The sequence below is a fragment of the Lentzea sp. NPDC036949 genome (genome assembly GCF_055608075.1).
The window spans coordinates 276,121-290,719 of record NZ_JBVJRA010000007.1; the positions used below are offsets into that span (position 1 = coordinate 276,121).

Annotated in this window: 10 protein-coding genes; 3 read left to right on the top strand and 7 right to left on the bottom strand. The window is 73.1% G+C overall.

Features of this window, described 5'->3' with window-relative positions:
• Nucleotides 1-4 precede the first annotated feature (4 nt).
• From ACZ7CD_RS21615 to ACZ7CD_RS21630, 4 genes are all read right to left on the bottom strand, one after another.
• Nucleotides 5-2,236 (bottom strand): VWA domain-containing protein, encoded by a 2,232-nt coding sequence (locus tag ACZ7CD_RS21615; RefSeq protein ID WP_470370962.1) that lies wholly within the window; start codon nucleotides 2,234-2,236, stop codon nucleotides 5-7.
• 331 nt (nucleotides 2,237-2,567) lie between these two features.
• Nucleotides 2,568-3,539, bottom strand: a complete 972-nt coding sequence (locus tag ACZ7CD_RS21620; RefSeq protein WP_360391986.1) for a D-cysteine desulfhydrase family protein — start codon at nucleotides 3,537-3,539, stop codon at nucleotides 2,568-2,570.
• Nucleotides 3,540-3,575: 36 nt separating this feature from the next.
• Nucleotides 3,576-4,457 carry an ABC transporter substrate-binding protein gene (locus tag ACZ7CD_RS21625; protein WP_470379565.1) on the bottom strand — a complete coding sequence of 294 codons (882 nt, stop codon included), beginning with the start codon at nucleotides 4,455-4,457 and terminating at the stop codon, nucleotides 3,576-3,578.
• Between the two features lies 1 nt (nucleotide 4,458).
• Nucleotides 4,459-4,989 (bottom strand): NUDIX hydrolase, encoded by a 531-nt coding sequence (locus ACZ7CD_RS21630; protein ID WP_360391980.1) that lies wholly within the window; start codon nucleotides 4,987-4,989, stop codon nucleotides 4,459-4,461.
• A 180-nt stretch (nucleotides 4,990-5,169) separates the two neighbouring features.
• Here ACZ7CD_RS21630 and ACZ7CD_RS21635 point away from each other — a divergent pair, with 180 nt between their 5' ends.
• Nucleotides 5,170-5,520, top strand: a complete 351-nt coding sequence (locus ACZ7CD_RS21635; RefSeq protein WP_360391978.1) for a hypothetical protein — start codon at nucleotides 5,170-5,172, stop codon at nucleotides 5,518-5,520.
• A gap of 60 nt (nucleotides 5,521-5,580) precedes the next feature.
• On the opposite strand, the gene ACZ7CD_RS21640 is transcribed toward ACZ7CD_RS21635, so the two are convergent.
• Nucleotides 5,581-8,637, bottom strand: a complete 3,057-nt coding sequence (locus ACZ7CD_RS21640; RefSeq protein ID WP_360391975.1) for an NACHT domain-containing protein — start codon at nucleotides 8,635-8,637, stop codon at nucleotides 5,581-5,583.
• A 204-nt stretch (nucleotides 8,638-8,841) separates the two neighbouring features.
• Here ACZ7CD_RS21640 and ACZ7CD_RS21645 point away from each other — a divergent pair, with 204 nt between their 5' ends.
• Nucleotides 8,842-9,288 carry a hypothetical protein gene (locus ACZ7CD_RS21645; protein WP_360391973.1) on the top strand — a complete coding sequence of 149 codons (447 nt, stop codon included), beginning with the start codon at nucleotides 8,842-8,844 and terminating at the stop codon, nucleotides 9,286-9,288.
• 6 nt (nucleotides 9,289-9,294) lie between these two features.
• On the opposite strand, the gene ACZ7CD_RS21650 is transcribed toward ACZ7CD_RS21645, so the two are convergent.
• Together ACZ7CD_RS21650 and ACZ7CD_RS21655 are read right to left on the bottom strand one after the other, a co-directional pair.
• Nucleotides 9,295-12,462 (bottom strand): AfsR/SARP family transcriptional regulator, encoded by a 3,168-nt coding sequence (locus ACZ7CD_RS21650; protein ID WP_470379566.1) that lies wholly within the window; start codon nucleotides 12,460-12,462, stop codon nucleotides 9,295-9,297.
• A 106-nt stretch (nucleotides 12,463-12,568) separates the two neighbouring features.
• Nucleotides 12,569-13,399 (bottom strand): alpha/beta fold hydrolase, encoded by an 831-nt coding sequence (locus tag ACZ7CD_RS21655; RefSeq protein ID WP_470379567.1) that lies wholly within the window; start codon nucleotides 13,397-13,399, stop codon nucleotides 12,569-12,571.
• 288 nt (nucleotides 13,400-13,687) lie between these two features.
• Here ACZ7CD_RS21655 and ACZ7CD_RS21660 point away from each other — a divergent pair, with 288 nt between their 5' ends.
• Nucleotides 13,688-14,566, top strand: a complete 879-nt coding sequence (locus tag ACZ7CD_RS21660) for a cellulose binding domain-containing protein (protein WP_470379568.1) — start codon at nucleotides 13,688-13,690, stop codon at nucleotides 14,564-14,566.
• The last annotated feature ends 33 nt before the right edge of the window (nucleotides 14,567-14,599 follow it).

Genomic DNA, 14,599 nt, shown 5'->3' on the forward strand with positions numbered 1-14,599 from the left:
GCTGCTAGAGCAGGTGGTGGTTGCCGCCGGCGGACCGGTCGTCGGCGGGCTGGGTGGTCGCGTACGGGTCCTGCTGGTCACCGGGGAAGTCGGCGGACGCGTGCTCGTCGAGCACCTGGAGGGAGAGCGCGGGGCTCACGTCGACGCGGTCGCCGACGGTGAACCGCCTGGTCTCCCCGTACGGCGTGTGCAGCGTCAGCCGCCCTCCGCTGCGGTGCAGCACGTAGCTGTCGTCACCGCCGGCGGAGTGGGCGAGCTGCGGCACCCCCGCGCCAGCCTCCCCGAGGTGGAAGCGGAACCGCGCCGACGGCTGCTCCGGTGCCGCGAGGTCACCGCGCGACCGGTGTCCCTCGAAGAGGTGGACGACGAGTCCGCGGACGTCCCTGCGACGGCGCCACATGATGAACAGCACCAGCGCCGTCGTCGCGACCGCGGCGACCCCGACGGCGATCGCGATCTCCGTCAACGGCGGCGGCGTCGCGACGGTCGCGGTCAGCTGCCACTCGTAGATCACGGACGCGGGCTGCTCGTCGTCGACCACCCGCAGCGTCACCGCGTTGGCGCCCTCGACGGTGTCGGCTGCGAAGGTCAGGTCGAACTCGAACGTGCTGGTGCCCGACGGCGGCAGCTCCACGACGGTCTGCTCGCCGGGGATGGTCGCGAGCGTGCCGGGAGCGGGGTCCGCCACCAGAATTCTGGCCTTGCGCGCACGACCGGAGTTGTTGGTGATGGTGACGGACCCCTTCATCGACCCGCCGGGCGCGACCTTCCGGTCCGAGTTGCCGAACGTGCCGGTGGCGGTGAAGACCGGGGGACCGCTGACGATCGCCGCCTCGACGGTCCTGGTGTCGCTGCTGACGCCGATGCCGGCCACCGTGCCGCTGAACTTCACCGACCCCTTCGCCTGGTCGGGGATCGTGGTCCTGCCGGTGTAGATGCCGTCCTGGCCGCGGCTGTCCCCGTTCTGCGCGTCGTCGTTGAGCACGATCGGCGTCGTGAAGCCGTCGCCCGTCACGTCGGCGGTGAACGAGAGGTCCGCGAGTGCGGCCGGGTCGGTGATCGAGCGGTTCCTGGTCTGCAGGCTCAGCGCGACCGTGACCTCCTCGCCGGGCCGCGGCGACGGCGGGTTCACGGTCATGCTCGACCGCACCGCACCCTGGTACATGACGACGGTGCTGACGTCGAGCGCGGGCACCCCCGGAGCGGAGGTGATCTTCACGGTCCACGGTCCCGGCAGCGGGTTCACGATCCGCAGCGCCTCCACGACGCCGTTCTCGCCGCTCACCTGGAACGTGGACCCGTCCTGCTCACCCGACTTCGGCACGGTCCGGTTCTGCGGGTCCACGTAGGACACCGAGACGCGGGAGTCGTGCTTGGTCACCAGGATCGACCCGTCGGTCGCGATCACCGGGATGGTGACCTTGGCCTCCGCGGTGCCGCCGCTGCTGAGCGGGGTGCGCTGGATCTCGCTCGCACCGACGCACCGCGCTGCCTGGAAGGCCTTGAGCAACGCCTGGGCGACGTCCGCGCTGCTGGTGACGACGGTGGCCGACGGCGTCGGCGACCTGGCCCCGCACCTGCCCTGGAAGGACTCCGCCGCGAACCGGTCGAGCTGCGCGCGGTCGACCTTGCCGAAGCCGAGCGGCCAGACCTGGACCTTCCTGGCGGCCGCCTCCTTGAGCGACTCGCCGATCTGCCGGGAGGCCTCCAGGTTGCGCTGGTTGCCGACGTTGTCCGTGCCGTACCGGGGGCTGTCGCTCACGTTCAGCTCGCCGTCGGTGAGGATGAAGATCAGCTTCGGGCCCTCCTCGTCACCCCGCAGGTAGTTGAGGGCCTGCTGCAGCGCCGCCGCGTGGTCGGTGCCGTCGCCCTGGCCCGCGGCCCGGCTGCGCAGGTTCCGCACGCAGTCGCTGAGCCGCTGGCGGTCCTGGGCGGTGGCGACGGTGCTCGGCGGGCACACCACGTCGACGGGGGACTGGGCACCGTTGTCGCTGCCGAAGCCGACGACGGCGATGGAGCTGGACGGTGCGACCTCGCCGAGCGCGATGAGCGCGGCGGCTTCGCGTTCCCTTTCCACGTCCTGCGCGCTGATGCTGCTCGACTCGTCGACCAGCACCACGATGTGCGCGGGGGTGATCACGGGTTCCGGTTGTTGTTGCTGGTGCCTTGCCGCGCCCGCCGTCAACGGCAACAGCAACGCCGCGGCCGTTGTGCAGGCGAGCACTGAGAGACGCATGAGTCAATTCACCCACTGACGCTGGTGGAATGGTGGACGGACAGGTCGCGGTATTTCGATCGGACCGGCCCACTGCCTCGTTACCGCACTTTCACCGGTGGTGGTCGGCGAAATAACAGCAGGTCAGCCTATTCCAGTGCACGTGGGTTGAATGTGGCTGCGCCGAGCGGGTGAAAAATTGAAGGCAGTGAAACGCGGTCACGCATGGTCGCGATTATGCCTGGTCGTCCAGCCGGGAGTCATGGACAAAAAATGGTCAACATCCGACCGGTCGTGATGTCAAGAACGCACGCGAAACGCACCGATAGGACACGTTTATGCGCAGCGCCGGTCAGAACTGGGCGACGGCTTCCGGGGCGTAGCCGTAGAAACCGGGCAGACCACCCGTGTGGAGGAACACGACGGGCTTCGCGAGCGCCGGGACGAGGCGCTCGAACGCCACCGCGGCCTTGCCCGTGTACACCGGGTCCAGGACCACACCTTCGGTGGACGCGAACAGCTTCAGCGCGGCCCACACCTCGTCGGTCGGCACGCCGTAGCCGGGGCCGATCGTGTCGTCGGTGACGGTGACGTGGCCGAGCCGCGGGGCGGGGTGGCCGAGCAGGGCGGCGGCGCCGGTGGCGAGCTGGTGGAGCTCGGAGGTGGCGTCGGCCGCGCTGTGGGACACGCTGGCGGCGTGGACGGTGCCGGGCCAGCCGAGCAGTTCGGTGCCCAGCGCGATGCCCGCGGCGGTGGCGCCGGAGCCCTGGGGGACGACGACGCAGGCGTCGTCGATGCCGCGGGCGGTCAGCTGGGTGACGAGCTCGGTGGCGGCGGCGACGTAGCCGAGGGTGCCGAGGGCGTTCGAGCCGCCGACGGGGAGGGTGACGGCGCCGGGGTGGTTGACGCGGTCGTAGGTCTCGGCGGTCTCCTCGGCCGTGGCGCAGATGTGGACGTTCGCGCCGAACATGTGGTCGAGGACGACGTTGCCGGACCGCTCGTAGGCGGGGCCGGTCATCGGGACCTTGGCGGTGAGCACGAGCTCGCACCGCAGGCCGAGCTTGGCGCAGGCCGCGGCGGTCTGGCGGCCGTGGTTGGTCTGCAGCGCGCCGAACGTGATGACGGTGTCCGCGCCCTGCTCCAGGGCCGCGCCGAGGAGGAACTCGAGCTTGCGGAGCTTGTTGCCGCCGGCGCCCAGGCCGTTGACGTCGTCGCGCTTGAGCAGGACCTGCGGGCCGCCCAGCGCGGCGGTCAGGCGCGGGGCGTCCTCCAGCGGGGTCGGCCAGCTGCCCAGTGCCACGCGGGGGAATGCGCTCAGGTCCACGGGGCGAGCCTAGGGCCCGTGCCCCCAGGGGCCGCCTCAGGCCCGGCTGTCGCGAACCTGGACCTCGACACAGGCCCTGGTCGCCTCACCGGGCTCCAGGGCCGGGCCGACGCCGTGCAGCACCCGCGCCAGCACCTCGATGCCGCGCACGACCCGCGGGCCGGGGCGGTTGAAGTACGAGGGACCGTCCAGCACCCACGTCTCGGGGAACACCTGGTCGGGCAGCTCGGCCAGCGTTCGCCCGATCGGGAAGCCGCACGGGACGAGCAGCACGACGTCCGGCCGCGCCGCGTGCACGGCCTCCCACGTGGTCGGCCCAGTGTGCTCACCGGGAGCGGCGAGCAGCGGGACACCGCCTGCCTTGGTGATCTGCTCCGGCACCCAGTGCCCGGCGGGCCACACCGGGTCCAGCCACTCGATCGCGGCCACGCGCGGGCGGGACAGGCCCGCGGTCAGCCGTTCGACGTGGTCGATCCGGACGCGCAGGCGGTCGATCCGCTCGGCGCTGTCCACTCCGAGCACGTCGCCGACGGTCTTCAGGCAACCGAGGACCTCGTCCAGGGTGGAGGGTTCGAGGCTCAGCACCACCGGGCCGGCGTCCATCAGCCGCACGGCCGCGGACACGCTCTCGTAGGAGACCGCGCACACGTCGCACAGGTCCTGAGTGAGGACGACGTCGGGCTTGAGGTCGTGCAGCAGCTCCACGTCCAGGCCGAAGACCGACGAACCGCGGTGCACGGTCGCGGAGATCTCCCGGCTGCTCACCGCGTCCTGGTCGACCGCGGTGCCCGTGACCACCGGGACGTCCGCGACCGACGGCGGCCAGTCGCACTCGTGGGTGCGCCCGACGAGGTGTCCGGCGAGGCCCAGCTCGGCGACGATGTCGGTCGCGGCGGGCAGCAGCGAGACGATCCGCACCTCAGACCTCCCTGCCGAACTCGGCGTACCGCGTGGAACCGCTTTCCAGCGCGGCGAGGGCGAGGGTCAGCCGCCGGTGCAAAGAGGGGTAGATCCGCGGCCTGGCCTCGTCGAGTCCCAGGTACACCACGGACTCCAGCTCGGGGTCGTGCGCGACGGCACCGTCGAGCACCCCGCCGTCGAAGACGAACTGGTGGCAGTCGCGCCACACGCCGTTGCGCGGTGTCCAGTCCACGACGAGCAGCCGCCCGAGCGGGAGGTCGACGCCGAGCTCCTCGCGGACCTCCCTGCGCGCGGCGGCCTTCGGCGACTCGTCGTCCTCGGTCATGCCACCCGGGATGTCCAGCACGGACTTGTAGGTGGGCACCACGAACAGCACGCGTCCGGTGGAGTCGCGGACCAGCGCACCGCCGGCACCGGTCTTGGTGGGACGGCGGGAGGCGACACCGGGGTCGTGCTCGGGCTCGGGCGGACCCTCGTCGAGGACGTCCGCGGCGAACGCGGCGGGGTCGCCGCAGTGCTGTGCGGTCATACGCCGATGATCACACCAGCGGGTGATTCACGCGCGCACCGGCCCAGCCGTCCGTGCCTGGTGAGCGGTACCGCGGGTGATGACTGTGCGCAACCAAACGACCCGGGGAGTACGCTGGGCGCTGTAACTCCGTGCGATCAATCGCCGATGTTCGAGTCGACATCGGTGGAGGTGACGCCAATGGGGGCAACCGGTGCCGCCAAGCGCAGACACGAGGGACATTCGGCCCCGTGGTCCGTGGTCGGGCTGACCGTCGTGTTCGTGGTGGTGGCCCAGGTCCAGTTCGCCATCGCCCTCGCGGAGAAGGTCCTGTGGCCGGTCGCGACCGGCGTGCTGCTGCTGGCCGCGGCGGTCGCGTTCGTGAAGACGGCGCGCAGGCTGCGGTGGGAGGACAGCGACCCGTACGAGGTCCCGAGGGAGCCGGCCAGGCCGCTTCCGCAGGCCGGGTACGAGCCCCACGTCGACGCCGACGGCAGTCTCGCCCGCGCGGTCGGCGACGTGGTCCACGCCTCCCGGCGCTGGCGGGCCTGAGCACCCCGCACCCGGACCGGGCCGGACGACGGGGCGGCCCGGTCGTCGTGGCGCGCCCGCTCAGCCGAACAGGCCCAGCTCGTTCGCGACCGTGCCCGCCCGGTACACCAGGTCCGGCCGCACCTGCCCGACCGCCGCGAAGTCCACCGAGCCGAACAGCTCGCGCAGCCGCGGCGCGCAGTCCTCCCGCCCGCCCTCGTGCAGCCGCAGCAGCGCGTCCAGCATCGGCACCTCGTAGCTGCCCGGCGTCACCGCGGACCGCACCTCGTCGAACACCCCCAGCAGCTCGTCGTCGGGCCCGCCGCGGCCGACCCGGTCCCACAGCTGCGCCACGAACCCGCTGCTCGCGCTCAACCCGGTCTTGGCGAGCCTGCCCAGCGTCTCCGCGCTCACGGTGAGGTCGCGGCGCAGGCAGTCGAGCACCAGGTCGGGGAAGCGGTCGGCCCAGCACAGGTAGTGCCACGCCCGCTCGCCCGGCGCCACCGGTGAGGCGGCCAGCTGCACCAGCGCCCGCGCGTAGTCGACGTCGAACCGCACGTCCGGCAGCGCCTCGAAGGCGTGCTTGAACTCGTTGGCCGCCGGGTCGCCGGTGAACCGGGCGTCGAGCGCCGCCTCGCGCAGCGACACCCGCCGCGCCAGGCCGTCCAGCTCGACCGAGGTCGGCAGCGCCGTGCCGATCGCCAGCGTCACGTGCAGCGGGTCGTCCCACCGCACGTAGACCGACTCGATCAGGGTGCGCCACTCCGCGTCGGTCAGCTCCGCCTTCCACAGCCCCGCGAGCTTCGACCAGTTCCGCACGCCGAGCTCGCGCGACCCGCACACCCGCGCGAGCACGACGTGCAGCAGCACCAGGTTCAGGCTGTAGATGGCGTACCGCGCCGGTTCCTGCCGCGGCACCGGCAGGTAGGACTCCAGCGACCGCGGCCTGCGCATCCGCGAGAGCGAGAACAGCCGCTGCACCAGTGCTTTCAGCTCCTCGCGGTAGCGGGCGGCACCGGCCATCTCCACCAGGAACTCGATCACCGGGTTGCTGGAGGTCAGCGGCGCGAACGACAGCAGCGCCCACAGCATGCTGTCGTCGGGCTGGGCACCGGTGATCCGCCGCCCGGCCGACTCGCGCTCGCGCAGGTCGTTCAGCACCGTCCAGGTGAACCGCGCGACCAGGAACTCGCCGAACGTCGCGTGCAGGAACTCGTAGGTGTGCAGGCGGTGCTCGTCGCGGATCGCCATCGCGCACTGCACGAAGAAGAACCGCCCGACCACCCGGTCGCCCTCGCTCAGCGGCCGGCGGATGCCGTGCCTGGGCTGCGGCACACCGGGGTGCAGCAACGCCGTCATGTCCTCGTCGATCGCGTTGCCCGCCACCCACTTGGTGCCGCGCTGGAACATCGCGAACGCCACCACGGACAGCTTCTCCAGCTCCACCTCCACCGGGTCCTCGTCGGGGGCGGCGGTGTCGTGGCCCTTGTCCACCTCGCGGCGGGCGAAGCGGCGCAGCAGCTCCTCGTACAGGTCGACCTTGCCGAGGCTGTCCCGGTGCCGCTGCAGAGCGTTGCCGACGGCGTCGTACAACGCGAGCATCAGCAGCAGGAGCGGCTGCTCGGCGAGGTCGTGGTGGTCGAGCACGGCCTTGGCGGGCAACGGGACCAGCCCGTTCGCGGCGAAGTAGCCGGCGTTGGAGCCGTTCCACACCTCCAGCCACGCCTCGACGTTGGCGTCGCTGAACGGGACCAGCCGCAGCACGTCGGTGTCGAGCGGGATCCGCATGCCGCCCGCGACGCTGATCCGGCTGGTCACGACGAACGCGACCGGCCGTCCCGCGTCGGCGCAGTCCCGCTGGAAGGTCTGCACCCGGTCCAGGAAGTCGGTCTGCGTCACGCCGGTCGCCTGCAGCAGCTCGTCGAACCCGTCGAGCAGCACCACGGGCAGCGCGTCACCGGCCGCGCGCGCCATGGCCGTGAAGCTCACGTCCTCGTGCAGCGCGAGGCCCAGGCCCTGGTCGATCTGCCGGCGCAGGTCCGCCTCCGCCGCCGTGGCCCGCAGCTCCACCCGCACGGTCAGGAAGTCCGCGGCGGGCAGCCGCGCGGCGAGCACCTTCGTCAGCAGCGACTTGCCAGAACCGGGGTCGCCCAGCACCACCAGCGGGTGGGTCACGGCCTTCGGCGAGGTCAGGTGGCCGACCAGGTACCGGTAGAGGTCGGAGCGCGGCGGCTGGTCGCGCCACCAGCCGGACTCGGCCGGGTGGGCGTCCTCGGTCATGGCGACGACCTGGTAGTCGGGGTCGATGTAGGCGGTGCGGGTCAGCGGGATCTCCAGACCGGTCGGCACCTGGCCGGGGTCGATGATCGGCCGGTCCAGCACCGCCCGGTAGCGGGCGGCCAGCGCCGTGCGGCGGTCGTCGGGCGCGGCACCGACCCTGGTGCGGACCAGCGCCTCCTCCAGCCGGGCGAGGCCGGCGGAGACGTGCGCGTCGTGGTCGGCGTGCAACCAGAACGCCAGCTCCGGGTACTCGGCGCCGAGCTTGCGGACCAGCTCCTGGTACCGCTGCAGTGCGGTCAGGTGCAGGTCGGACAGCAGCCGGGTGACCCGGACGCGCTGCTCACCCGTCAGCCGCGCCCAGACCGCCGTGCCCTCCAGCAGCTTCAGCAGGTCGCGGCACGCGCGCCGGTACTGGTCCTCGATCGTCCGCAGGTTTTGGGCGAACGGCCGGCTCGCGCTCGGGAGCACGCCGTCGCCGTCGAAGACGCTGCTGAGCCCGACGAGCGTGTGCTGCTCGTCCTTGTGCAGGCCCAGCTCCGCGAACCGGAACGGCAGCTCGACCTGCTCGAACGCCTCGAACAACGCCACCACGACGATCACGGTGTGGGCGGCGTGCAGCCGTTCCGTCTGGCTGTGCCGGCTCAGGCCCGAGCGCCGCGCACCCGCCTTGACCAGCAGTTCCCTGCTCAACCGGACGAAGTCGGTCTTTGCGTCGAACCAGCCCAGCAGCTCGGTCACCCCGCCCGCGACCCCGCCCAGCAGGGCCAGGCCCACCAGCCGGTCGAGCGCGTCGACGAGCGCGCTCTCCTTCGTGCCGAGGAGCCGGACGGCGTCGGCGTAACTGTAGGTCTTGGCCACCCGTCAAACTCTTGCCGGGTGATCATGAAGTGGGGACGGCGGCTGCGCCGACAGGTCGTTCGGCTCCGATCAACGGTCGCCGCTGATCGGCCGAACGGACCAGTCGGGCTGAACCGGGGTCAAGGTTTTGCGCAAGGTTTTGGGCACGGCCCGCCGAGCAGGCTGTGCGGCGCAAGCAACCTTCGACCCTGAGGGGGGACGAACGTGAAGATCACTTCAGTCGCCGCGGTCGCGCTGTTCGCGGCCACGACGTCGTTCGCGCTGGTGGGGACGGCGAACGCCGCTGACGAGAAGCCGCTGCCGGTCACCACGGGCGCGGCGGACACCGACCAGTCCGGCGTCGGCATCATGGCCTGCTCCGGGCACGCGCACAGCAACAAGGACGCGCGCTCCGGCCAGCTGTTCGACGGCAGCAACGTCAACATCCGCCGCGGCCCGCACACCTCGTGCACGTCCGACGGCCAGGGCCAGCTCTCCCACAACGTCGACTACCACTGCTACGCCGTCGGCGACGCGGTGACCAGGAACGGCATCACCTACACCACGTGGACGTACCTGCGGGACACCACGACCGGGGTGCAGGGCTGGGTCAGCGACTCGCTGCTCGACCTGAACCCCAACGGGTCGCGCGGCAGCCTGGAGGCGTGCTGACCCCGGTCAGCCGCGGGTGAGCCGGGCCAGCAACGCCGCGGTGGCGGCGTGACCGAGGCGGTGGCCGGTGCCGAGGTGGATTCCCAGGGCCTCCTCGCCGCTGGCCACCGCCGCGTCGACGGCGCCGCACGCGGACCAGGCCTGGGCCAGTGCCGTGAGCGCGCGACCGTGCAGGACCCGGAAACCGGCCTCGGCCGCCAGCGCGACCGCCTGCGCGGCGAGACCGGGGTCGGGGCAGCCGAGCGCCACCACCGCGGCGCTCAGCTCGACCAGGGACTCCACCTCGCCGCGCCGGCGACCGTCGGCGCGCGCGAGGTCGAGTGCGTGGCGGTGGCGTTCGGCGGCCTGGGCGAACCGGTTCCACCGGCGGTCGACGAGCCCCAGCGCGTTGTGGGCGTCGGCCTCCGCGGCCAGGCAGCCGGTCTCGCGGGCCAGGTCGAGCGCCTGCTCCGCGTGCACCTCCGCCCGGTCGTGCGCACCCAGAGCGCAGTCGGCGAGCGCGAGCTGCGCGAGTGCCGCCGCCTCCAGGCCGCGTGCGCCGAGGTCCAGGCGCAGCACGGCGGTGCAGAGCCGGAGTGAACGGGGGAGGTCGCCCAGCTCGAAGGCGATCCGGGCGAGCAGGCAGAGCCCGGTGGCCTCGCCGAGCCGCGAGCCGTGTGCGCGGTGCAGGTCCACCGCGCGCTGGCAGTGGCGTTCGGCGAGACGCAGGTGACCCATCTCGTAGTAGACCTCGCCGAGGTCGCAGAGCACCCCGGCCTCGGGCACCTCCGCGCCGAGCGAGCGGACCACGGCCAGTGCGCTCGCGTGGCAGATGGCGGCGGCGCGCAACCGGCCGCGGTGGCGGTGCAGGGTGCCGAGGTGACCGAGCGCGGTGGCCCGCACCTCGTCCCAGCCGGTCCGTTCACCGAGCCGGCGGGCCTGCTCGAAGTGCTCCTCGGCGAGCGCGCGCTCGCCCAGTCCGAGCCGGGCCGTCGCGACCGCGAGGTGCAGCACGGCCTGCGCGCGCAGGTCACCGTCCACAACGGACGCCCGCAGCCCCGCGGTCGCCGTGTCGAGCAGGTCGTCGTGGTGCTCCCGCACGGAGAAGTAGCCGTGCAGCGCGTCCGCGAGCTCCCACACCAGCGGCCCGCTCCCGGTGCGGACCAGCGCGAGGAGGTTGTGCCGCTCGGTGTCCAGCCACGCCAGCGCCTCGGCACGGCCGGTGAACGGCGAGCGCACCGGCGGCCACGGCAGGTGCGGCACCGCCGGGTGCACCAGCTCGGCGGCGGCACGGGCGGTGCCCAGGTACCAGCCGGCCAGCCGCCGCACCGCCGCCGGGTCCGCGCCGAGCTGCCGGGCGTAGAGCCGCAGCAGGTCGTGCATCGCGAACCGGTCCGGCGCGGTCTGCTCGACCAGGTGCGCGGTCCTGAGCACGTCCAGCAACCGGTGCGCGGCGGGCAGGTCCACCCCGGCCAGCGCGGCGGCCGCTGCGGCACCGTGGTCGGGGCCGGGGTGCCACCCGAGCAGCCGGAACAGCCGCGCCGCAGGCTCCGGCAACGCCCGGTAGGACCACGAGAACACGCTGCGCACCGCGGAGGCCGGGTCGCCGGGCACGTCCAGCGCACCGGGGTCCGCCAGCTCCGCCACCAGGTCCGCGAGCCCGGCCGCCCGTTCCGCGGCCACCCGCAACGCCAGCGGCAGCCCCGCACACCGCCGCACCAGCTCGGTCGCCGCCGGCAGCTCCGCGGCCACCCGCTCCGCCCCGAGCACCCGCCGCAACAGCTCCAGCGACTCGGCCGCACCGAGCCGCCCCACCGTGATCCGGCGCGCGCCGTCGCGGGCCACCAGTCCCGCGAGGTCGTCCCTGCTGGTCACGAGCACCGCGCAACCGGGCCGCCCCGGCAGCAGCGGCCGCACCTGCTCGGCCGACCGCGCGTTGTCCAGCAGCACCACCATCCGCCGCCCTGCCAGCGCCGACCGGTACAGCGCGGCCCGCTCGTCCACGCCGGGCGGGATCCGCTCCACCCCGAGCGCCCGCAGAAACCCCTCCAGCGCGGTGGACGGAGCCATCGGCTCCGCGGTGCCGTAGCCGTGCAGGTCCACGTACAGCTGCCCGTCGGGGAAGTCGCCGCCGTGCCGGTGCGCCCAGTGCACGACGAGCGCGGACTTCCCCACACCGCCGGTGCCCACGACGACCGACAGCCCGGGACCGAGCTCCCGCAACGCCTCCGCGCACCCGACGAAGTGCGGGACACCGCAGGGCACCTGCGCCGGTGGCCGCGCCTCGGCGGGTGTCGTTCGGGGCGGTGCCACAGCTTCGGCGGGTGCCGCCGTGTCGGCTGACGCTGCGGTCGTGGCCGGTGCCGTCGCTTGGTCCGGTGCCACAGCCTCGGCTGGTGCCGCCTCTCCGGCCGGTGCCACCGCTCGGGCCCGTGCCGCCACTTCCACCGGTGCCGCCACCTCGGGCGCCTGCCGCAGCAACGCCGTGTGCAGCCGCCGCACCTCGGGCCCCGGGTCGACACCGAGCGCCTCGCCCAGCCGGTCGCGCAGCCCCTGGTAAGCCGCGAGCGCCTCCGCCTGCCGCCCCGACCGGTACAGCGCCAGCATGAACTGCCCGGTCAGCCGCTCGTCCAACGGGTGCTCGCGCACCGCCGCGGCCAGCCCGGTCACCAGCTCGCCGTGCAGTCCCAGCTCCAGCCGCAGGTCGACCCGGTCCAGCTCGGCGCAGAACCGGTGCGCTGCCAGGCCTTCCCGCACGTCGTCGAGCCACGGCGTGCTCAGCCCCGCGAACGCCGCACCCCGCCACAACCCCAGCGCCCGGTCGAACGCCGCCAGCCGGGCGGCCGGGTCCGGCTCGGCCCGCCCCCGCGCCAGCAACCGGTGGAACCGGTGCAGGTCGACGTTCTCCGGGTCCACGGCGAGCACGTACCCGCCGCAGCGCCGGGTGATCTCCACCTCCAGCCCGCGGCACGCCCGCCGCAGCCGGGACAGGTACGCGTACAACGTGTCGCGCCCCTGCCGCGGCACGGCGTCACCCCACGCCCGGTCCAGCAGCTGGTCCGCCGACACCACCTGGTTCGCGTCCACGAGCAACGCGGCCAGCACACACCGCCTTCGGCCGTGCCCGAGCTCGACGACCTGGTCCCCTCTCCCGGCCGTCACGGTCCCGAGCAGCCGGAACTCGACTCCCCCCATCCGATGTGCATAGCACGCCGATGGACCTGTCCGGGGCGGGTTCGGCAATTCGTTCGCCCGACGGGAGCAGCCGTGGCGCACAACGCCCCCGCACGACGGTTCCTGCCTAGGCGTGCGAACGGACGTCCCGTCCCGATTCCACGCGCTGGTGGAACTCGGCGATGTGCCGCCACATCGCGACCGGGTTGGAGTGCACGGGCAGGTGGCCGCTGTGCGGGATCTCGGCGAGCTGCACGCCGTTCGCGTCGAGCTTCGGCAGGTACGGCAGTGCCGCGTGCTCCTCGCCGTACAGGAACATCTTCGGGCACGGCAGCGACAGGAACCGCGTCAGCAGCTCACCCCGGTCGGACAGCTCCACCATGGACGAGAGGAAGCCGTGCGCGGCGGCGCGGCGGACCTTGTGCGGCAGGCTCGCGGCGTACAGGGCGCCGGCGTAGTGCGGCGTGCGGCGGACGTCGTCGGCGAACGCGGCGAGGAAGTCGCCGCGGTGCCCGGTGGTCGCCGGCCGGCTGAGGAAGCAGTCCTGCGGCGTCAGGTTGCCGTGCATGTTGACGAAGCTCAGCACCCGGCCGGGCTGGCGGTGGGCGAACAGCAGACCGGCCACGCCGCCCATCGAGTGGCCGACGAGGTGGAACCGGCCCAGACCCAGCCGGTCCGCGACCGCACGGGTGGTGTCGGCGAGGAACGGCAGGTCGACGGCGGCGAGGTCGGCGCATTCCGAGGCGCCGCAACCGGGTGCGTCGAAGGCGAGGACCGGCCGGTCGTGGAACGCCGGGCGCAGCACCACGTCCGCGTAGTCCTCTTTGGTGCCGCCGAACCCGTGCAGGAACACCACCGGGGCGAGCCGGCCGGTGCGGTGGGTGGTGGCGATCTTCAGGTTCACCCCGTTCACCCGGAGTCCCAGCAGTTCGTGGACGGTGGCGTGCTGTGGTGCCATGAGAGGCCTTTCCCCGACGCGGGCGCGGTCTGCGAACCGGGCGACAGCATGGCATTCCATGTGATCGCTCACAAGTAGTTGAACGATTGATCATCTTGGCGTGACACTGCTCGGCGGGGCTCGCGCGTCCCTGCGGCGAAAGGTGAATGTGAACGCGAACACCGACCGCTCGCGATCGGCGCTCCGTGATCGGTTCGTTGCTGGACGGCGTTGCCCCGCCTCGCGAAGATGAGGCGCGCACCCGCTCCGCACCCCGTTCCCCGACCAGCACCGGACCGCCACCTCCCGATGAGAAGACCCCTGCCGGCCGTCCTGCTCGCGGTGCTGCTGCTGACTGCCTGCAGCGCCGAGCCGACCCCGCCGCCGAACCCCAGCCGCCCCACGCCGACGTCGCCGGTCACCGACGTGCCGCTGCCGGAGGACGTCCCGCAGCTCGTGCGCGCGGTGCCGGACCCGGTCACGGTCGAGCTGGCCGACGGCACCCGGCTCCGCATCGCCCTGCTGGCACCGCCCGCCGGGTGCTGGGCGCCGCGGGCGCTGGCGTTCGCGCGCACCACGCTGCTGGCCCGCCCGGTGCTGGTCAAGAGCATCACGCCGGGCGAGGCCAGCCTGACCCTGGAGGACGGCACCGACTACGCGCTGCTCGCCGTGCGCGAGGGCGTGCTGCGCGCCCAGGACGCGGACGGCGGCCGGTACACCGACGCGGAAATGGCGGCGGCGCAGGCGGATCGCGGCCTGTGGGGTCCGCCGTGCGACGGGATGGACGCACCCTGGTCGACCAAGGCGGTGGCACCCACACCGGTGACGACCACGCCGGCTCCCGTCCGCACCACGACACGACCGCGCCCGCCGTGCTCGGTCGGCTACGTGGTCACAGCGGAGTGGCAGGGCGGGTTCACCGCCGACGTGACGCTGCGCAACACCGGCACGTCCCCGGTCAACGGCTGGACGGTGGGCTGGACGTTCGGCAACGGCCAGGCCGTGACCCGGATGTGGCGGGCGAAGCTGTTGCGCGGCACCGGTTCCGTTCGCGCGATGAACGAGGACTACACCGCCGCGATCGCACCCGGCGGCACGGTGTCGTTCGGTTTCAACGGCAGCGTCCGCGCCGCCAACCCGGAACCGGCCGCGTTCACGCTCAACGGCAGCACCTGCGCGGTCGAGTAGGGCTCGCTCCACAAAGGACCGGTCGGTCCCGGG

Coding starts and splice junctions, on each gene's coding strand:
- ACZ7CD_RS21615 (WP_470370962.1), bottom strand. CDS start 2,236: ATGCGTCTCTCAGTGCTCGCCTGCACAACGGCCGCGGCGTTGCTGTTG.
- ACZ7CD_RS21635 (WP_360391978.1), top strand. CDS start 5,170: ATGGGGGCAACCGGTGCCGCCAAGCGCAGACACGAGGGACATTCGGCC.
- ACZ7CD_RS21630 (WP_360391980.1), bottom strand. CDS start 4,989: ATGACCGCACAGCACTGCGGCGACCCCGCCGCGTTCGCCGCGGACGTC.
- ACZ7CD_RS21660 (WP_470379568.1), top strand. CDS start 13,688: ATGAGAAGACCCCTGCCGGCCGTCCTGCTCGCGGTGCTGCTGCTGACT.
- ACZ7CD_RS21655 (WP_470379567.1), bottom strand. CDS start 13,399: ATGGCACCACAGCACGCCACCGTCCACGAACTGCTGGGACTCCGGGTG.
- ACZ7CD_RS21650 (WP_470379566.1), bottom strand. CDS start 12,462: ATGGGGGGAGTCGAGTTCCGGCTGCTCGGGACCGTGACGGCCGGGAGA.